Origin of the sequence: Streptomyces sp. NPDC098781 (assembly GCF_044759995.1) — a bacterium.
Taxonomy (GTDB): Bacteria; Actinomycetota; Actinomycetes; order Streptomycetales; family Streptomycetaceae; genus Streptomyces.
On the sequence record NZ_JBIWAK010000011.1, the window covers coordinates 153,847 to 172,475 of the forward strand.

The 18,629-nt window shown below is 71.4% G+C and carries 17 protein-coding genes and 1 tRNA gene; 3 read left to right on the plus strand and 15 right to left on the minus strand.

Annotated elements, in window-relative coordinates; translation table 11 throughout:
* Positions 1 to 48: 48 nt before the first annotated feature.
* The 3 genes from ACIQWG_RS36345 to ACIQWG_RS36355 are packed head-to-tail and all read right to left on the minus strand — an operon-like array spanning position 49 to position 2,143.
* Positions 49 to 423, minus strand: coding sequence for a type II toxin-antitoxin system death-on-curing family toxin (locus ACIQWG_RS36345; protein WP_404103929.1), 375 nt, complete (start codon positions 421 to 423; stop codon positions 49 to 51).
* On the minus strand, positions 420 to 620 hold the full coding sequence (locus ACIQWG_RS36350; protein ID WP_404103931.1) for a hypothetical protein: 201 nt from the start codon (positions 618 to 620) through the stop codon (positions 420 to 422). Before ACIQWG_RS36350 ends, ACIQWG_RS36345 begins: the two co-directional genes overlap by 4 nt.
* A 50-nt stretch (positions 621 to 670) precedes the next feature.
* Positions 671 to 2,143: an MFS transporter gene (locus tag ACIQWG_RS36355; RefSeq protein ID WP_404103934.1), complete on the minus strand. Its 1,473-nt coding sequence runs from the start codon at positions 2,141 to 2,143 to the stop codon at positions 671 to 673.
* A gap of 178 nt (positions 2,144 to 2,321) precedes the next feature.
* Here ACIQWG_RS36355 and ACIQWG_RS36360 point away from each other — a divergent pair.
* Both ACIQWG_RS36360 and ACIQWG_RS36365 read left to right on the plus strand, forming a co-directional pair.
* A tRNA-Cys gene (locus ACIQWG_RS36360) sits at positions 2,322 to 2,396 on the plus strand.
* A gap of 119 nt (positions 2,397 to 2,515) precedes the next feature.
* Entirely contained in the window at positions 2,516 to 3,748 is a 1,233-nt protein-coding gene (locus ACIQWG_RS36365) for a hypothetical protein (RefSeq protein ID WP_404103937.1), read from the plus strand.
* Positions 3,749 to 3,803: 55 nt separating this feature from the next.
* Here the strand turns inward: ACIQWG_RS36365 and ACIQWG_RS36370 are convergent, their stop codons facing one another.
* The 11 genes from ACIQWG_RS36370 to ACIQWG_RS36420 form a co-directional block, all read right to left on the minus strand.
* Complete coding sequence (locus ACIQWG_RS36370; RefSeq protein ID WP_404103941.1) at positions 3,804 to 4,286, minus strand: GNAT family N-acetyltransferase; 483 nt, start codon at positions 4,284 to 4,286, stop codon at positions 3,804 to 3,806.
* 19 nt (positions 4,287 to 4,305) lie between these two features.
* On the minus strand, positions 4,306 to 5,502 hold the full coding sequence (locus tag ACIQWG_RS36375) for an SUKH-4 family immunity protein (RefSeq protein WP_404103944.1): 1,197 nt from the start codon (positions 5,500 to 5,502) through the stop codon (positions 4,306 to 4,308).
* A 277-nt stretch (positions 5,503 to 5,779) separates the two neighbouring features.
* A complete protein-coding gene (locus tag ACIQWG_RS36380; RefSeq protein WP_404103946.1) occupies positions 5,780 to 8,089 on the minus strand; it encodes a xanthine dehydrogenase family protein molybdopterin-binding subunit in 2,310 nt (769 codons plus the stop codon).
* Positions 8,086 to 9,636 (minus strand): 2Fe-2S iron-sulfur cluster-binding protein, encoded by a 1,551-nt coding sequence (locus tag ACIQWG_RS36385; protein WP_404103949.1) that lies wholly within the window; start codon positions 9,634 to 9,636, stop codon positions 8,086 to 8,088. Before ACIQWG_RS36385 ends, ACIQWG_RS36380 begins: the two co-directional genes overlap by 4 nt.
* Positions 9,633 to 10,526: an FAD binding domain-containing protein gene (locus ACIQWG_RS36390; protein WP_404103951.1), complete on the minus strand. Its 894-nt coding sequence runs from the start codon at positions 10,524 to 10,526 to the stop codon at positions 9,633 to 9,635. The genes ACIQWG_RS36385 and ACIQWG_RS36390 overlap by 4 nt, the downstream gene beginning before the upstream one ends.
* Before the next feature lie 226 nt (positions 10,527 to 10,752).
* On the minus strand, positions 10,753 to 12,378 hold the full coding sequence (locus tag ACIQWG_RS36395) for a beta-N-acetylhexosaminidase (protein ID WP_404103954.1): 1,626 nt from the start codon (positions 12,376 to 12,378) through the stop codon (positions 10,753 to 10,755).
* Positions 12,379 to 12,461: 83 nt separating this feature from the next.
* Positions 12,462 to 13,304, minus strand: coding sequence for a carbohydrate ABC transporter permease (locus ACIQWG_RS36400; protein WP_404103956.1), 843 nt, complete (start codon positions 13,302 to 13,304; stop codon positions 12,462 to 12,464).
* Positions 13,305 to 13,309: 5 nt separating this feature from the next.
* Entirely contained in the window at positions 13,310 to 14,206 is an 897-nt protein-coding gene (locus ACIQWG_RS36405; RefSeq protein WP_404103958.1) for a carbohydrate ABC transporter permease, read from the minus strand.
* Positions 14,203 to 15,495 (minus strand): extracellular solute-binding protein, encoded by a 1,293-nt coding sequence (locus ACIQWG_RS36410; RefSeq protein WP_404103961.1) that lies wholly within the window; start codon positions 15,493 to 15,495, stop codon positions 14,203 to 14,205. Before ACIQWG_RS36410 ends, ACIQWG_RS36405 begins: the two co-directional genes overlap by 4 nt.
* Positions 15,496 to 15,683: 188 nt before the next feature.
* Positions 15,684 to 15,974, minus strand: a complete 291-nt coding sequence (locus ACIQWG_RS36415; protein ID WP_030946851.1) for a DUF3039 domain-containing protein — start codon at positions 15,972 to 15,974, stop codon at positions 15,684 to 15,686.
* 29 nt (positions 15,975 to 16,003) lie between these two features.
* Complete coding sequence (locus ACIQWG_RS36420) at positions 16,004 to 16,576, minus strand: YqgE/AlgH family protein (RefSeq protein ID WP_404103965.1); 573 nt, start codon at positions 16,574 to 16,576, stop codon at positions 16,004 to 16,006.
* A 252-nt stretch (positions 16,577 to 16,828) separates the two neighbouring features.
* Here ACIQWG_RS36420 and murA point away from each other — a divergent pair, with 252 nt between their 5' ends.
* Positions 16,829 to 18,169 (plus strand): UDP-N-acetylglucosamine 1-carboxyvinyltransferase, encoded by a 1,341-nt coding sequence (gene murA, locus ACIQWG_RS36425; RefSeq protein WP_404103968.1) that lies wholly within the window; start codon positions 16,829 to 16,831, stop codon positions 18,167 to 18,169.
* A 165-nt stretch (positions 18,170 to 18,334) separates the two neighbouring features.
* Here the strand turns inward: murA and ACIQWG_RS36430 are convergent, their stop codons facing one another.
* Complete coding sequence (locus ACIQWG_RS36430) at positions 18,335 to 18,616, minus strand: HU family DNA-binding protein (protein WP_006139383.1); 282 nt, start codon at positions 18,614 to 18,616, stop codon at positions 18,335 to 18,337.
* Between the last annotated feature and the right edge of the window lie 13 nt (positions 18,617 to 18,629).

Below are 18,629 nucleotides of genomic sequence, written 5' to 3' on the forward strand. Positions count from 1 at the left end.
GGTGCCGAGGCGCGGACGATGCCCGGTCACGCGTGGGTGGGACCGACGTCACAGCCGCCGCAGCCGCCCCGCGATCACGCAGACATCGCTCTCCTCGCCGGAGGCGACATCGATGACCAGGTCATACGCGGTGTCCTGAGCGCAGCCCGTGAGGTCGACGCCGTTGATGCCGAGAAACGTCGCGGTGGCGAGCCAGGCCGTGCGCTTGTTGCCGTCGACGAAGGGGTGGTTGGTGGCGATGCCGTGCAGAAGCGCGGCGGCCTGCTCGTGGAGGTCGTCGTAGGCCGGCGTGCCGAACATGCGGGCGCGGGGCCGGTGCACGGCCGAGGCGAGCAGCCCGGGCGCGCGTGCCTCCGGCGCCCGCCCGCCGAAGGCGACCTCGGCGAGGGCGGTGACCTCGGCGACGGTGAGGTGGCGGGTCATTCGCCGAGCCTCCTGAGCAGGTCGGCGTGGTCTCGGGCGATCCGCTCGGCGAACGCGCGGACCGGCGCCCCCTCTTCGTGCAGATGCCTGCGTACGGCCTCCCGCACGATGTCCTCCGGCCGACGACCGCACGCGTCGGCGAGGTCGTCAAGTGCCTGACCGACCGCCGGGTCGAGGCGCAGCGTGAACTCGTTCATGGCGACAGAGGCTAGTCCCGGCGATCACACCGTCACGACCGGTTTACGGTTCACCGCTGACGCAACCGCGTGGTCACCCACGCCCCCACCAACGCCACCCCCGCCATCGGCAGGAACACCGCCGCGAACGCCGCCGGATGCGAACCGGACGCCTGCACGGCCGTGTGGCTCACCGCACCCCCGCCCAGCGCAGCGAACGCGGCGCCGCCCGCCGCCAGCAGGACCACATTGGACAGCGCGTCGGAGATCTGGAGGGCGGCCGAGTTGGTGCCGGCCTCCTCGGGCGCGGAGAGATGGAGGAGCAGCACGCTGCTGGAGGCGATCACCAGGCCCATCCCGAAGCAGCCGAACGCCCATGCCACGGCCACCGTCCAGACCGGCACGGAGGCGATCAGCACGCTCGGCGCGGCGGCGATCGAGGCCGCGACCAGCAGCATCCCGAGCGTCATCAGCCGTTCCCGGTACGGCTCCACGCGCGACCGCGACTGCACCCAGGACCCCAGCGCCCAAGTGCCCCCGCCCGCCGCGAGCGAGAACCCGGCGAGGGTCGGCGACAGCCCCCGCTGGGTGACCAGCATCAGCGGCACGAAGGACTCGGCGGCGATGAACGACCCCGCGGCGACCCCGCGCAGCAGCACCACGGACGGCAGCCCGCGGGCCGCCCGGTAGGTGCCGCGCGGGAGCAGCCCGCGCACGGCCGGCACGAGGAGCGCGGCGCCGGCGGCGCCGGGGAGGAGGGAGAACCAGCGCAGATCCTGGGCGGCGTACTGGAGCAGCCCGGCCCCGAGGGAGATGCCGAGGGCGAGCCGGATGCGCCGCCGGTCGAAGGTGGCGGAGCGGGCGGAGTCGTCGACGGGTCCTGCGGCCCGCCGCCGTATCTGCGGCAGCGCGAGTGCCAGCGGAAGGACGACCAGCACCGGAATCCCGACGAACACCCAGCGCCAGCCCAGATGCTCGGTCACCGCGCCGGAGGCCAGCGGCCCCACGATCGACGGCACGACCCAGCTCGCCGCGAACGCCGCCATGATCGCGGGCCGCAGCCGCTCGGGGTAGGCCCGCCCGACGACGACGTACAGGGCGACGATGACCAGTCCCCCGCCGAGCCCCTGCACGGCCCGTCCGAGGATGAACAGCCACATCGCTCCCGCGGTCCCGGCCAGCAGCAGCCCGGCCCCGAAGGAGGCGATCCCGGCGGTGAGCGCCCCGAGCGGCCCGCGCCGGTCCGACCACTGCCCCGCGAGCACCATCCCGAACAGACTGGTCGTGAAGTACCCCGAGAACGCGAAGGCGTACAGCGACACCCCGTTCAGCTCGCGCGCCGCGACCGGCATCGCCGTGCCGACGGCGGTGGCCTCGAACGCGATCAGCAGCACCACGGAGACGATCCCGATGCTGAGCGCCCGGTACGACCGCCCCAGCACGCTCTCCTCGGCCACGGTCTCGACCGCGGCCCCGGCCTCGGGGTGGGCGCGGACACCGGACGTCTTCGCGACATCGGCGTCGCGCGGCTCAAGGACGGTCATGGTCGCCAGCGTAAGGTCCGCCACTGACATCGTCCCCTGTCGGAAGAAGGCCACCGCCTCGGACCTTCGTCGTACGACCGCCGGGCTTCATGAACGCGGTGTGGCAGTCCCATTGCGGCGTGCGCGATTCCCTTGAGCCGCTCCCGGACCGGCCCGTACGGTCGATCTCACCGATCAAGGCCGTGTGCCCGAGTGGTTCAGGGATTCGCCTGCAAAGCGAATTACGCGGGTTCGATTCCCGCCACGGCCTCCATCTCCTCCGTTTCTCCTCGAACGACAGGGCAACCACCGACGCCTTCCAGGTGTCCAGTACATGACTGGACGGAAAACGTCCGGTCATCGTGCTTCCTGTTCCGACGAGGAGACCCATCCGTGCGCCAGCGCCTCCGCCCCTCGCACCTCCGCACGTCGGCGGCCTTCGTGGCCGCCGCCGCGATCGCCGCGGCCGTTCCCGCGGTCGCCGCCACCTCGGCCCATGCCGAGGAGGGCGGGCCCGCCCTGGTGATATCGAGTCTGCCGAGCGCGTCTCCCAAGCCCGGTGAGGTGTACGACGAGAAGGTCGTCGTCACCAACAACGGCACGGCGGCCGCGGACGGCGTCACCTTCCGGATCCGGCTCACCCGAGGGCTCGACTTCCCCGATCAGGTGCCGGGCTGCACCTACTCGACGGTGGCCGACCAGGTCAGGCAGGCGCTCTGCGAGCTCGACACCGTCGTCGAACCCGGCGCCTCCGTCGAGACACCGGTGCGGTTCAAGGCGCTGCCGCACGCGCTGATGGAGGCCGTCGAGTACGGCACCTCGGCCACCGGCGAGACCCCGGGCGAGGGCTACGACGACAGCTACCGGCGGCTGGCCCTGACCGCCGACAGCTCGGCCGACCTCGTCGCCGTGGGCGAGGACACCGAGGCCCTCGCGGGCGACAAGCAGTCCGTCACGGTCCAGCTCCGCAACGACGGCCCCGGCTGGATCCAGAACCAGGAGAGCGACGACCAGGCCGCGCTCATGGTGCGGATCCCCAAGGACACGGTCGCCACCCAAGTGCCGGAGGAGTGCGCGCCGTTCGGCATCGACGGCCCCTCCGGGCCCGGCGGCACGCCGGGCAAGTCCACGTACGTCTGCTGGCCCGCCGACCACACCCTCGACGTCGGTGAGTCCCTCTCCTTCACCTTCACGCTGGCCATCGAGGACGACGCGAAGACCACCACGGGTGAGGTGAAGGCGACCTCCGTCTACGACATCCACCCGGAGTTCGACAAGAACCCCGCCAACGACAAGGCGCAGATCCGGATCGCCATCCCCACCGACTACGAACCCGAACCCACCCCCTCCGACGACCCGACGGACGGCGGCTCCACCACGGGCGGCGACGGCAACACCCCCGACGGCCAGTCCACCGGCGGCAACGGCAGCACGGGCGGCACCGGCTCCACGTCGGCCGGCTCCACCACCGGCACCGTCGACGGCAACCTCGCCAGCACCGGCTCCGACGGCACCCCGCTCATCGCCGGCACGGCAGCCGCCGCGGCGGCCCTCGGCGCCGGCCTGTTCCTTGCCGCACGCCGCCGCCGCGCAGCCACCGCCGCCAACGCCACCGAGTCCTCCTGACGCCGGCTGCCCCTGAGACCGGCCCCCACAACACTGCCCGGGGCCGGTCTCGGGGCTACGGCGCCGTCCGCGCGACGTACGCCTGGAGAAGACGCGGCGAGTTCTCGAACCCTTGGCGCGCGTACGCCGGGATCGCGCGCGGTGAGGAGTGCACCGTGACCCGCTCCAGCCCGAGTTCGCTCGCTCTCGCCAGGGTCTCGGAGATCAGCAGGCCGCCCAGCCCCGCGTCGCGTGCCTCGGGCACGACGTACACGCACTGAACGTCGCCGGACGCCCGGTTCAGCGCGTGCGGTGTCGGCACGCGCTGCACCACCGCCAGCCACGCCATGCCGATGATCCGGAGGTCCCCGCCGACCAGGACCATGCAGCGGTGCGAGGCGACGTGCCGCTCCGCCCAGGCCACGAAGTGGCGTACGAAGTCCTCGCGGTCGGCGGCCGCCGGCGCGTCGGCGTCGTTCTCCTGGAGCCACTGCCACCGCAGTCCCGCGACCACCGCCCACTCGCCCGGCTCGGCCGGACGGACCGTCACCCCGTCCACGGGGCACCGTCGGTCAGGCTCACCGCACTCCGCCGACCGACTCCAGCAAGCCGCTCGCCTCGTCCTGGAAGGCCTCGGTCCAGTAGTGCCGGCCGTCGCTGCCCGCTCTGGTGCCCGTCGGGTCGACCGTCGACAGGACCTGGAGCATCGTCATGGCCAGTTGGTCATAGGTGTCGCTGGTCAGCGCGTGACCCGACTCCTCGTCTATCGCCTGTTCGCGGTGGAGCAGCCAGAGGGTGAAGGCGAGGGTCGAGACGTCCGTGTTCAGCGGGAACAGCCTCGCCTCGGGCTCGCTGAAGTTCAGGACCGCGCCCGTCTCGCCGTCGACGACCAGGCTGTTGTCCTCGACAAGGTGACCGAGCCGGATCAAGTGATCGGCTCGGGCGGGCAGTTCGGCCGAGGGGTCGACGTCCGCGTAGTACTCGGCCAGCGTCGGCAGCGACACGTCGGTGTCGAGGGAGAACAGGAAGCCGTCCTCCGGCAGGCCCACCTCGCGCAGGAAGCGCCGGGTCGGCTCGTGGGTGAGCGTGGCCGGGAAGTCGACCTCCTCGAAGCGCACCACCTTGTGCCGGCCGAACTCCTGGTCCAGCAGGCGCGGCGGCAGGTCCAGGGCGAGCCCCGACTGCCCGGCGCGGCCCGCTACCAGCGCCAGGGGCCGGATCAGGGCCGCCATCCGCCAGAACGGCGCCGGCTCCCCGTCCGTGCCCTCCTCGAACACGGCCAGCAGATGGCGCGACGCCTCCGCCACCGCCTTCGGGCCGTACCGTCCGACGTACGAGGCGAACTGGCCGCGCAGGCCCGCCAGTTCGTCCGTCGCCTCGGCGAAGCGGACCAGCGTGTGCAGGGAGGGGGCCAGCGGGCGGCGGTCCATCAGGTCGGGGCGGTCGTGCAGTAAGTGCGTCGTGGAGATCTCGCCCGTCACGCCGTCCAGCAGGACCGACTCCGTCTCCAGGCCGCCGGGCCCCAGCAGTCCGCCTATCACCAACTGGTCCCTGAGCTCCACGGCCAGCCGGTCCTGCGGATCGCCCGTCGAGTCCGCGACCGTGCGCAGCCCCGCCCGGCTCAGCTCGGCGAAGCTCAACACACCGCTGTCGCCGGGCAGTCCGGGTCCCGTCAGCCGGCGTCGCGTCGACGCGTGCGTGACGTACGGCCCCAGCTCGGCCTCGGTCAGGACGATCGCCGTATCACCGACGCGAGTCGTAGTAGTCGTGCTCATGGCTCCCCCGCATGCGCTTTCCCACCGCTCCCGGACACGGCACGGCCCACCGGCCGGCAGCCCGGATCCGGCTGCCGTCCCCACTGCCCAGAACACTACGCGCCGGCACTGACAACGCCGTTGGAACACAGCACGCCCACTGACAGCGCTTCACATCAGTAGACGCTCGGCGCACCCGCGAACGTTCCCTCCTGACTGGAATCGCTCCCACGACCGCCGTCACGGCCAGGGACAATCAGGGCGATCAGGAAGAACCGGTACGCCGACCGGGCCCCGCTCACTGCGGGTTGACCACCGCCGCCTGCGGCCGGATCGGCAGCCGGTTCACCGGCCGGCCCGTCGCCGCGCGCACGGCCGACGCGATGGCCGCGGGCGAGGTCACCACCGGCACCGCGCTCACCGCCTTCGCACCGAAGGGCGCCACCACGTCCCGCTCCTCGACCAGCTTCACGATCCTGATGTCCGGGGCGTCCAGGGCCGTCGGCAGCGAGTAGCCCGTCAGGTCCGGGTGACGGATCAGGCCGCGCGCCGAGCGCAGGTTCTCCGTGAGCGCTATGCCCACGCCCTGCGTCACGCCCGCCTCGATACGCGCCTCCAGCTGGGCCGGGTTCAGCACCCGGCCGACGTCCTGGGCGAGCGCCAGCTCGACCACGCGCACCGAGCCCAGCTCGATGTCGACGTCGACCACCGCGCGGATCGCGCAGAAGGCCATGCCGACGAAGGCGTCGCCCTGGCCGATGTCGTTCAGCGGCTCGGTCGGATGCGGGCGGCACTGGGCCGTCGCCCACAGCTCCTTGCCGTCCATCGCCTCGGTGACGGTGGTCGACAGGACGCCGTCGTACGACGTGATCTTGCCGTCGGTGATCTGGAGCAGCTCCGTGGACATGCCGAACTTGTGCGCCAGGGGCTGGAGCAGTTGTGTGCGGACCATCTTGGCCGCCCGCTCCACCGCGCCGCCCGACACCCAGGTGTGCCGGCCGCGGCAGCCCGCGCCCGCCGGGGGCTGGTCGGTGTCCACGGGCGCCACGTGCACCTCGTCGATGCCCAGGGTGTCCTGGACGATCTGCCGGGCGAGCGTGGTGAAGCCCTGGCCCGTCTCGACGGCCGCGCAGAGCACCGTCGCCACGCCGTCATGGACCTTCACGGTCGCCGTGGAGACCTCGTCCGCGCCCTCGGCGCCGAGCATGTGCACCATGCCGAGCCCGTAGCCCACGCCCCGCCGCACGGCACCCGGTTCGCCCGCGCCCTCGGGGCCGCCGGGCAGCAGCCACTCGTCCTCCGGGGTGTCCTTCGGGAGGGCGGGCAGCGGGTAGTCCCGTACGGCCTGGAGGAGTTCGGCCACGGGAGCCGGGCAGGTCACCGTCTGGCCCGTCGGGAGCACGTCGCCGGTGGCCATGGCGTTGCGCAGGCGCAGCTCCGCCGGGTCGACGCCGAGCTTCTTGGCCAGCTTGTCCATCTGCGCCTCGTACGCGGCGCACACCTGCATGGCGCCCTCGCCGCGGACATGGCCGGAGGGCGGGTTGTTGGTGCGTACGGCCCAGCCCTCGATGAAGGCGTTCGGGACGACGTACGGGCCGCAGGCGAAGCCCACGGCGGCGGCCAGGGCCTCGGCGGAGGTGTCCGCGTAGGCGCCGGCGTCCAGCAGGATCTGTGCCTCGACCTTGACCAGCCTGCCCTCGGCGTCCGCGTGGTGGCGGTAGCGCAGCAGGGTGGGATGCCGGTGGGTGTGGCCGAGGAAGGACTCCTCCCGGGTGGCCGTCAGCTTCACCGGGCAGCCGGTCTTCAGCGCCAGCAGGCCGAGCGGCAGTTGGAAGCCCTGGTCCTCGCGGTCGGCGGTGGCGCCCGGGACGCCGGTGACGACGACCTTGACCCGCTCGGGGTCCAGGCCGTAGCAGGCGGCGGCCCGGTCGCGGTCGGTGTGCGGGTCGGTCGAGGCCAGGTAGAGCTCCACGCCGCCGTCGGGACGCGGAACGGCGAGGCCCGCCTCGGCGCCGATGGGGGCGGGGTCCTGGCGGCCGATGCGGTAGAGGCCCTCGACGACGACGTCGCCGGCCGCGTCGGGGTCGCCGTGGCGCAGCGGGATGTGGCGGATGAGGTTGCCGTCGGGGTGCAGCGGCTCGGCCTCGAAGGCCTGCTCGGGGTCGGTCACCGGGTCGAGTGCCTCGTACTCGACGATGACGGCCGCCGCGGCCAGGCGCGCGGTGTCGGGGTGGTCGGCGGCGACGGCGGCGATGGGCTCGCCGTGGTGGCGTACGACCTCCGAGGCGAAGACGGGACGGTCGGCCTGACCGCGGCCGAGCAGCGGGCTGCCCGGCACGTCCTCGTGCGTGACGACGGCCCGGACTCCGGGCATCTCGCGCGCGTGTGCGGTGTCGATGGACTTGATGCGCGCGTGCGGGTGCGGCGAGCGCAGTACGGCCGCCCACAGCAGGCCCTCGGCCCACAGGTCGGCCGCGTACGGGAAGGTGCCCTCGGTCTTGGCGCGCGCGTCGGCGGGCGGCAGGGAGGCGCCGAGGCCGTGCGGGATCGGCTCGGGGGCGGGTGCTGCCTCCGCGGCCGTGGTCGCGGTGGCGGCTTCGTTGCTCACGCCTGGCCTCCGTCCTGTCCGTACGCCTGGTCATGCGGTCCCATGGCGCCCGGGGCTTCGAACGCCGAGCGGTTGACCCCGCCGGCTCCCGGGCCCGCCTGGTGAGGGATACGCGGTTCGCCGCCGTCCTGTTCGCCGTCGGCTCCGGCGTGCGCCTCGCGTTCGGCGACGACCTCCTTGACGGCCTCCACGACACCCCGGTAGCCGGAGCAGCGGCACAGGTTGCCGCACAGCGCCTGGCGGGTCTCCAGCTCGGTCGGCGCCGGATTGCCCTCCAGCAGGTCGTGCACGGTCATCGCCATGCCCGGCACGCAGAAGCCGCACTGGACGGCGCCGCACCGCGCGAGCGCGCGCTGCACGTCCGAGGACTGTCCGTCGACGGCCAGACCCTCGACGGTGCGCACCTCGCTGCCGGCGGCGGTCACGGCCGGCACCAGGCAGGACGCGACTAGCCGTCCGTCGACCTGCACGTTGCAGGCGCCGCACTCGCCCTGCGAGCAGCCGTCCTTGGCGCCCGCGAGGCCGAGCCGCTCGCGCAGCACGTAGAGCAGCGACTCGCCGATCCAGGCGTCCGACACGGGCCGGTCGACGCCGTTGACGCGCAGCACGTAGGAGGCGAGGGGGTGTTCCTCGCCGGGGGGCGGCGGCGCGTCGTCGGTGGCGTCCTCGGCGGTCTCCGGGCCGGAGTCGCCGTCGACGGCCGGGGCGTTCTCGCCGGAAGCCTCTGCCGGGCCCTGTGCGGCCTCTGGGGCCCCGTGGGCGTCCGCGGCATCCGTGGCGGGCTCACCGGCCCGCACAGCGGCCTGTGCGGCCTCTGGAGCGCTTGCCGCGGAGTCCTCGGCGGGCGCCGGTTCCGCGACGAGCCGCCCGTGCGGGTCACGTCCGTCGCCCGGCCGCATGTCGTGCGGTCCGCTCCCGCCCGGTTGCCCGGGCGCGTCACCCACCGCCTCGCCGGTCTGCGGGTCCTGCCCCCAGGGCTGCCCGGTCGGCTGGGGCGCCCACGGTGCGGGCGCGCCGCCCGGCAGCGTGGCCGGCGGGGTGCCGCCCCACTGCTCGACGAGCGACGATGTGGTGAACTCGCCCGATTCGTCCGGAAGGTCGCCGTCGGCGACGGGGATCGACCACTGCCCGGTGACGTCGTGACCGGGCACGGGGGCGCCGGCGCCTTCCCGGCCCGCCGCGGTCTCGGAGAAGTTCCACTGCTGGGTGGCCGCGGGGTTGTACGTGAACTGGCCGCCGCTGGTGTCCTGCGCCGCGTTCGGGTCGGGCCACCGGGCACCCTCGGCGGGGGCGCCCGCGACCGGCCAGCCGCCGGGGGCCGCGGGGTCGGTGCCCGCGGTCGACTCCGGTGCGGCCGTTATCCGCGGCGGGACGTACCCGTGGCCCGGCGCGGCGAGCGGGCTGTCCGAGGACGCCAGGAGGGCGTCGATGCCCCCTTCGGGGAGTTTGACGAAGGCGGTGGCGCCGTCGTCGTACTCGCCCTGGGGCAACGGGTCCCAACGGCCCCTGCCCCGGGGCGCGCCCTCTCCGTGCTGGTCGTCGGTCACGACAGTGCCCTCCCCAGTGCTCGTCGGGCCAGCGCGGCGACGGTGCGCCGCAGGTGCAGTACGGCGGGCGGATGCTGGGCCACGGACCCGTCCTCGGCCGGGGCCTGGTCGGGGATGCAGGCCGCGGCGACGTACTCCCCGAAGGCGTTCAGCGCCTCGGGGACGATCGCGCGGTTGTTGTCCCAGTCGATCAGCTGGGCGACCCACTGCTCGGCCTCCAGGGGCCGCAGCGGCATGGGCGCTATGGCTCCGACGGCGCACCTGACTCCGCGCCGGGCGGGGTCGAGCACGACCGCGACGGACGCCGTGGCGCGTCCCGGTCCGGTGCGGCCGGTGGCCTTGAGGAAGACCTGCGGGGCGTGCAGCAGGGGCACGCGCACGTAGCCGATGAGTTCGCCGGGGCGCAGCATCTCCATGCCCGCCAGCAGGTGCGACACCGGGACCTCCCGGCGGCTTCCACCCGGGCCCACGACGATCAGGGTCGCTTCGAGGGCGGCGAGCACCGGCAGCGCGTCGCCGGTCGGGGACGCCGAGGCGATGTTGCCGCCGAGGGTGCCGGCGTTGCGGATCTGCGGCGGGCCCGCGGCGCGCGCGGCGGCGGCGAGCGCCGGGATCAGGGCCGCGAAGTCGGGACGGCCCATGCGCGCGTGCGTGAGGCCGGCGCCGAGCAGCGCGTGACCGTCCTGGTACTGCCAGCCGCGGATCTCGCTGATCCGGCCGAGACCGACCAGCGCGGCGGGCCTGAGCTGCCCGGAGTTGACGGCGGCCATGAGATCGGTGCCGCCCGCGACGGGTACGGCGGCCGGCATGGCGGAGAGTGCCGCCACGGCCTCGTCCAGCGTCGTGGGCAGCGTGACGGACTGCCCCGCCTGCGGTGCGTGCGTGGTCAAACCGGCTGCCCCTTCCCGCTGCCCCACCTGGTCCCACCTGTGCTGCCGTACGGTACGTGCTGACAGGGCGGACGTGGCAACTCTGGCACATCTTCGCAGGGCACGAGGACAGGGGTCCGCTAGGAGGCATTCGCCCAGCTGATCAGGGAGATGGTCCGTTTTCGTACGGCATCACCGGTGAGTGCCGATTGACACTCTTCGGTGACCCCTTGCCGGTTTTTTTCCATTATCTGTTCGGGGGCGGCCCGTCGATCGGCCTGCCGAGCACTCCGGGGCGCCGCTGCCAGGGTCGCGGTCCCGTCGGTGGCCGGTAGGCGACCCCGAGGGCGTCAAGTCGCCCGTAGTGGGACGTCATTCGGCGCTCGAAGTCGGCGAAGTCCCGTTCCGCGGGGGCGGGCAGTGCGCTCCAGGCCACCTCGGCGAAGGCGGCCAGGCGCGGGAACGTCTGGTAGTCCACCCGCGACCGGTCCTCCATCACCTCGGTCCACACATTGGCCTGCGCACCGAGCACATGCCGGGCCTCCTCCGGCGTCAACTCCGGTGGAACAGGCTCGAACCGGTAGACGTCCTCCAGAGTGCGGACGTACCCGATCGGCACCGGCTCGTCGGCGCCCGGGTCCTGCCGGTGGTCCAGGTAGACGTGCTGCTCGGGGCACATGACGACGTCGTGACCGGCGCGGGCCGCCGCGATGCCGCCCGCGTACCCGCGCCAGGACGACACCGCCGCGCCCTCGGCGAGCCCGCCCTCCAGGATCTCGTCCCAGCCGATGAGCCGGCGCCCGCGCGCGGTGAGCCACTTGTCGAAGTGGCCGATGAACCACGCCTGGAGCTCGTCTTCGTCCTTCAGTCCGAGTTCCCGGATGCGTTCCTGGGCGGTCGGCGACTGCCTCCACTGGTCCTTGAGGCATTCGTCGCCCCCGACATGAACGAACTCCGACGGGAACAGCTCCAGGACTTCCTCGAACACCCCCTCGTAGAACCGCAGGGTGTTGTCGGTGGGGGCGAGTACGTTCGGATTGATCCCCCAGGTGTCCCAGACCGAGAGGGCGGTGCCCACCTCGTCGGATGCGGTGACGACGTCGGTGTTGCCGAGTTCCGGATACGCGGCGATCGCGGCCTGCGAGTGTCCCGGTACGTCGATTTCGGGGACGACCGTGATATGCCGCTCGGCGGCGTAGGCGACGATCTCGCGGATGTCGTCCTGGGTGTAGTAGCCACCGTGTGGCTTCTCGTCCCACAGCGGTGACGCCCGGTGGCCGAATTTCGTGCGCGCCCGCCAGGAGCCGGCCTCCGTCAGCCGCGGGTACTTCCTGATCTCGATGCGCCAGCCCTGGTCGTCCGTCAGATGGAAGTGGAAGACGTTGAGTTTGTGGGCGGCCAGCAGATCCAGGTAGCGCAGGACGCCGTCCTTGGGCATGAAGTGCCGGGCCACGTCGAGCATGAGACCGCGCCAGCGGAATCGGGGGGCGTCCCGGATCTCCGTCAGGGGCAGCCGCCAGGTACGGCCGGGAAGGGGCGCGCGGCGGAAGGCGTCGGCGCCGAGGAGTTGGCACAGCGTCTGGGCGCCCCAGAAGACACCGGCGGGCGAGCCGCCTTGGATGTGGACGCCGTGCGGGGCGACTACGAGGCGGTATTCCTCGGCGTCGAGGCCGGGCCGCACGGACAGGTGCAGGACGTCGTGCTCGTCCCCCTTCTTGGGCGGCAGCGCGAGCCCGGTCGCCGCGCCGAGCGTCGCGCGCAGCAGGCGCGCGGTGTCCTGCGTGCCGGGCCCGGCCTCGATCCCGAAGCCGTCGCCGAGTTCGAGGAAGCCGTCGGCATGCTCCGTGTGCCGAGGTGCCGGAACGAGATCCATGAATGATCAGCCCTTTCAGTCCGTCAGCCCTACCGTCAGCTCTACCGCCAGTGCTGCCATCAGCCCTTACGTCAGCCCTTCCGTCAGTCCTTGACCGCTCCGCCCAGCCCCGACACCAGCCGTCGCTGCACGAGCACGAAGAAGACCAGCACCGGAATCGTCATCACCGTGGAGGCCGCCATCACCCCGCCCCAGTCCGGCTCGTCCGGCTTGTAGAAGACGAGCAGGGCCATCGGCAGGGTGGACTGCGATGTGTCGCTGATGATGAAGGACTTGGCGAACAGGAAGTCGTTCCAGGCGGAGATGAAGGAGAACACGCTCGTGGCCACGAGCCCCGGGAAGACCAGCGGGAAAAGGATCTGCCACAGGAATCGCGACCGGCTCGCACCGTCCATGTACGCGGCCTCCTCCAGGGCCTCCGGAACGGCCTTCACAAACCCCCGCAGCATCCAGATCGCGAACGGCAGCGAGAAGGCGATGTGCGGCAGGATCAGCGAGCCGAGCGTGTTCAGTTGGCCGAAGTCCCGCATGAGGAAGAACAGCGGGATGGTGAGGGCCTCCACCGGCACCATCTGGGCCACCAGAAACATGATCAGCAGGGTGGTCCGGAAGCGGAACCGGAATCGGGTCACCGCGGTCGCCGCGAGAAACGCGATCAGCGCCGAGGCGATCACGACGGTGCACGCGACGACGAGGCTGTTGAGGAAGTAGCGGCCGAATTCGTTCTGCTCGAAGACCCGCCGGAAGGAATCCAGCGAGGGGTTCAGCGTCCACGGCCGCGGCTCGCTCGACTCGATCTCCCCGGCCGGTTTGAAGGCGCCGAGCACCATCCAGTACAGCGGAAAGGCCACCACCACGGCGATCAGCAGCGCGGACGCCTCCGCGAGCAGCCGCCAGGGCCGCCGTATCAGAGTCGTCGGGTTCACGGATTTCACAGCTCCTCCCCCTGCCTGCGCAGCAGCCGCAGATAGACCAGCGTCACCGCCAGCAGGATCAGCAGCATCACCACGCCGATCGCGGAGCCGAGGCTGTACTGCGAGGACGCGAAGGCCTTCTGATAGGCGTAGACGTTCAGCACCAGGTTCTGGCCCGCGATGCCGCCGCCGTTCGTCATGACGTAGATCTGGGTGAAGACCTTGAAGTCCCAGATGACCGACTGGATGGTGACGACCACCAGGATCGGCCGCAGCATCGGCGCCAGCACCGACCGCCATACCCGCCACTGCGAGGCACCGTCCAGCTCGGCGGCCTCCAGCACCTCGGCGGGCACGGCGCGGATCCCGGCGTACACCGTCACCATCACGAACGGGAAGGAGCACCACACCACTTCGAGCAGGACGAGGAAGAAGGCGCTGAGACGCCCGTACGTCCAGGAGTGGTCGCCGAGCCCGAGTACGCGGTTCACCGGACCGAAGTCCGGGTCGAACAGGAACAGCCACACGGTCGAGCCGGTGATGGCCGGTGTCGCCCACGCGCCCAGCGCGGCCAGCATCAACGCCAGCCGGGGCAGCGCCCGTACACGCGTGAGCAGCACGGCGAGGGCGCATCCCACGGCCAGCGTCGACACGACACAGGCCGCCGCGAAGACGACCGTGGCGAGCAGCACCTGCCAGAACTGGTCGTCCCCGAGCAGCTCGGTGTAGTTCCCGAACCCCTGGAAGGTGGTGGGTTCCCCGCCGCTGACCTGGGCTTGGGTGTACTGGAAGAACGAGATCAGCCCGAGCTGATAGATGGGATAGACGAGCAGTCCACCGAGGACGACGAGGGCGGGGGCGAGATAGAGCCAGGGTGCCCGGGTGGGCTTGGTGCGCGAGGTCACCGGCGTCACCCGGCGGAGCCGAACGCCTCGTCCATCTTCTTCGCCGCGTCCCCCGAGGCCCCGGCCACATCCTTCTTACCGCTGATGACCTCCTGGAACATCGTCGGCAGAACCAGCGACGCGTCGATCTCCGACCACGCCGGCGAGGCGGGCACGAACTTCGTCCCGGACGACAGCGTCTCGACGAACGGCTTCACGAACGGCTGCTCCTTCGCCGCCTGCTGCCGTACGTCCCCGAACGTCGGCAGGAAGCCCATCGCCTCGAACATCGACGTCTGTGTCTTCTTCGAGGTGAGCTGCTCCATGAGGTCGACGGCCAGCGTCCGGTGCGAGGTGCTCTTCAGCACGCCGATGTTGTTGCCCCCGGCGAACGCCGGCGCGACGGACCCCGCCTTCACTCCGGGCAGCGGCACGACCGCGTACTTGCCCTTCACCTTCCCGGCCTCCACGGCGGCGTGGCTGAAGTCACCGCCGATCGCCATGCCCGCCTTGCCGGCCGCGAACGCGGTCACCGTGTCGTTGCCGCCCATGCCGGCGCACTTGGCGGCGGGACAGTTGTCGTCGGAGAAGAGGGACGTGTACTCCTTGATGCCCTTCCGGGCGGCCTCGCTGTCGATCGCGGAGGCGTACGACCCGCCCTTGCCGGTGGCTATCTCGCCGCCGTTGGCCCAGACGAACGGCATCGCGCCGTAGGTGTAGGCGCCGCCCACCACGAGCCCGTACAGCTCGGGCTCGGCGGCCCGGATCCTTCGGGCCGTGGTCGCCAACTCGGCCATGGTCGTGGGCACTTCGAGACCGTGCTCCTCGAAGACGTCCGTGCGGTAGTAGAGGGCGCGGACACCGACGTAGAAGGGCGAGCCGTAGATCTTGCCGTCCACGGTGACGGACTGCTTGGCGGTGGGGTCGGTGTCCTTCGCCTCGCTCCAGCCGCCGAACTCCCGTGTGACGTCGAGGAGTCCGCCGTCCTTCACATAGCCGGCGGTGTCGGTGTTGCCGTACTCCATGACGTCGGGGGCGGACTTCGGGTCGTTGAAGGCCGCCTTGACGCGCTGGGCGCGCGTCTCGACCGGGATGTACTCGACCTCGACCTTCGTGCCCTCGTGCTCCTTCTCGAAGGCGGTGACGACAGAGTCGACGACCTTCTCCTTCGGTTTGTTGCCGACTTCCTGGAAGAGCCAGACCCGCAGGGTGCCGGTCTTCTCGTCCTTGTCGGAGGAGGAGTTGTCGGAGGTCTGCGGGGCGCAGGCCGTGACGGCCAGGGCGGTGAGCAGTACGGCGAGTCTGGGGGCGAGCTTCATGGAGCGGTCCTCCGGGCGTACGTTGCAACATATGCAATGACGGTTTCGCTCTGTACAACGCAACGGAGCCTAGGGACTGCGTGAACATGTCCACAAGAGGTCTCAACCACTTCGTGACACGTGAAGGCCCCCGGTGCGCGCCGAAACGCGCCCCGGGGGCCTTCACGGACCTCAGGCCGAGGGGAGGGCTACTTCTTGTCGCCGCCCTTGCCCTTGTCGTCACCGCCGCCGGCGCCCATGGACTCGTAGATCTCCTTGCACATGGGGCACACGGGGTACTTCTTCGGGTCGCGGCCGGGTACCCAGACCTTGCCGCAGAGCGCCACGACGGGGGTGCCGTCGAGGGCGCTCGCCATGATCTTGTCCTTCTGGACGTAGTGGGCGAAGCGCTCGTGGTCGCCGTCGCCGTGGGAAGTCTGCGGCGTGGGCTCGACGAGGGTCCCCGTACCAGTCCCGCGCTCGGGCTCGAGAGTGCTCATACCGCCAAGAGTACTGAAGCTCACATGCTTCAGTTGAGCGACGGGTCGTCCGGGTACGTGGCCACCATCGCGAGCTCGTTGCGCTGGCGCCGCAGCACCGAGCGCCAGAGTCTTTCCGGGGACGGCGAGGACACATCCCCCGGCTCGGACTCCACGACGTACCAGGCGCCCTCCACCAGCTCGTCCTCCAGCTGGCCGGGGCCCCAGCCGGCGTATCCGGCGAAGATTCTCAGGGACCCGACGGCCGAGGCGAGCAGCTCCGGGGGCGCTTCCAGGTCCACCAGGCCGATCGCGCCGTGCACCCGCCGCCAGCCCAGCGGGGCGCTCTCGCCGACCGCGCCGCCGGGGATGACGGCGACACCGAGCGCGGAGTCCAGGGAGACCGGGCCGCCTTGGAAGACGACGCCGGGTTCGCCGGCGAGGTCGGCCCAGCCCTCCAGGATGTCGCCCACGTCCACGGGGGTCGGGCGGTTGAGGACCACACCGAGGGAGCCCTCCTCGTCGTGGTCGAGAAGGAGCACCACCGCGCGGTCGAAGTTCGGGTCCGCCAGGGCGGGCGTTGCCACGAGCAACCGCCCTGTGAGCGAGGACACCTCGGTCATGCCAGACATGATCCCGCATCTTCCCTTCGCGTGGGGAGGCAATGCGGGTTCGGCAGTGAATGCAGCTCAGGGCGGACGGAAGCGCCGCCCGGCGCACGGCCGGGGCGGTGACCGCTCGTGCCCGACGGTGAACCGTTCGTGTTGTGACAGAGCTATGACGTTCCTGAGGCGTACTTGGGCTTACTGAAGGGGGGTCGGCGGCGATTACCCTTTCTCATCGGCCCCTGCCCAACTCATCGGAACGCGAGATACATGACCGTCAACGACGATGTCCTGCTTGTCCACGGCGGAACCCCGCTGGAGGGCGAGATCCGTGTCCGCGGTGCGAAGAACCTCGTACCGAAGGCGATGGTCGCCGCCCTGCTGGGCAGCGCGCCAAGTCGACTGCGCAACGTACCGGACATTCGTGACGTACGCGTCGTACGCGGCCTGCTCCAGCTGCACGGGGTCACGGTCCGCCCGGGTGAGGAACCGGGCGAGTTGGTGATGGACCCCTCGCACGTCGAGAGCGCGAACGTCGCTGACATCGATGCCCACGCGGGTTCGAGCCGGATCCCGATCCTGTTCTGCGGCCCTCTTCTGCACCGCCTCGGCCACGCCTTCATCCCCGGCCTGGGCGGCTGCGACATCGGCGGCCGGCCCATCGACTTCCACTTCGAGGTGCTGCGGCAGTTCGGCGCGCGGATCGAGAAGCGGGCGGACGGGCAGTACCTGGAGGCCCCGCAGCGGCTGCGCGGCACGAAGATCCGGCTGCCGTACCCGTCGGTGGGCGCGACCGAGCAGGTGCTGCTGACCGCGGTGCTGGCGGAAGGCGTCACGGAGCTCTCCAACGCCGCCGTGGAGCCGGAGATCGAGGACCTGATCTGCGTGCTCCAGAAGATGGGCGCCATCATCGCGATGGACACCGACCGCACGATCCGCATCACCGGAGTGGACAAGCTCGGCGGCTACACCCACCGCGCGCTCCCGGACCGCCTGGAGGCCGCCTCCTGGGCGTCCGCCGCGCTCGCGACCGAGGGCAACATCTACGTCCGTGGCGCCCTGCAGCGCTCGATGATGACGTTCCTCAACACCTACCGGAAGGTAGGCGGCGCCTTCGAGATCGACGACGAGGGCATCCGTTTCTGGCACCCCGGTGGCCAGTTGAAGTCCATCGCCCTCGAAACGGACGTGCACCCGGGCTTCCAGACGGACTGGCAGCAGCCGCTGGTGGTGGCCCTGACGCAGGCGACCGGCCTCTCGATCATCCACGAGACGGTCTACGAGTCCCGCCTGGGCTTCACCTCGGCCCTGAACCAGATGGGCGCCCACATCCAGCTCTACCGCGAGTGCCTAGGCGGTTCCCACTGCCGCTTCGGCCAGCGCAACTTCCTGCACTCGGCCGTCGTGTCGGGCCCGACCAAGCTCCAGGGCGCCGACCTGGTCATCCCCGACCTCCGCGGCGGCTTCTCGTACCTCATCGCGGCCCTCGCGGCCCAGGGCACGTCCCGGGTCCACGGCATCGACCTCATCAACCGGGGCTACGAGAACTTCATGGAAAAGCTCGTCGAACTGGGTGCGAAGGTCGAGCTGCCCGGCAAGGCCCTCGGCTGACACAGCTGAAGCAGAACGCCGATGGGGCGGCCACCCGGAGTTCGGGTGGCCGCCCCATCGGCGTTACTACAGCGCCCTGAAAGGGGCGCGGGGAACTGCGCGACCAGCCAGGGCGGGCCCGCAGTCGCCCGCGGCGCCTCGCCACAACGGCGTTCGGGCGGACCCTTAGTTGCCCTTGGCGGCTTCCTTGAGCTTGCTGCCAGCGGAGACCTTCACGCTGTAGCCGGCCGGAATCTGGATCGGGTCGCCGGTCTGCGGGTTGCGCGCGGTGCGAGCGGCACGGTGGGTGCGCTCGAAGGTCAGGAAGCCGGGGATGGTGACCTTCTCGTCGCCCTTGGCGACAATCTCGCCGACGGTCTCGGCGAACGCGGCCAGCACGGCGTCGGCGTCCTTGCGGGTCACCTCGGCGCGGTCGGCCAGCGCGGCCACCAGCTCACTGCGGTTCATGTTGTTACTCCCG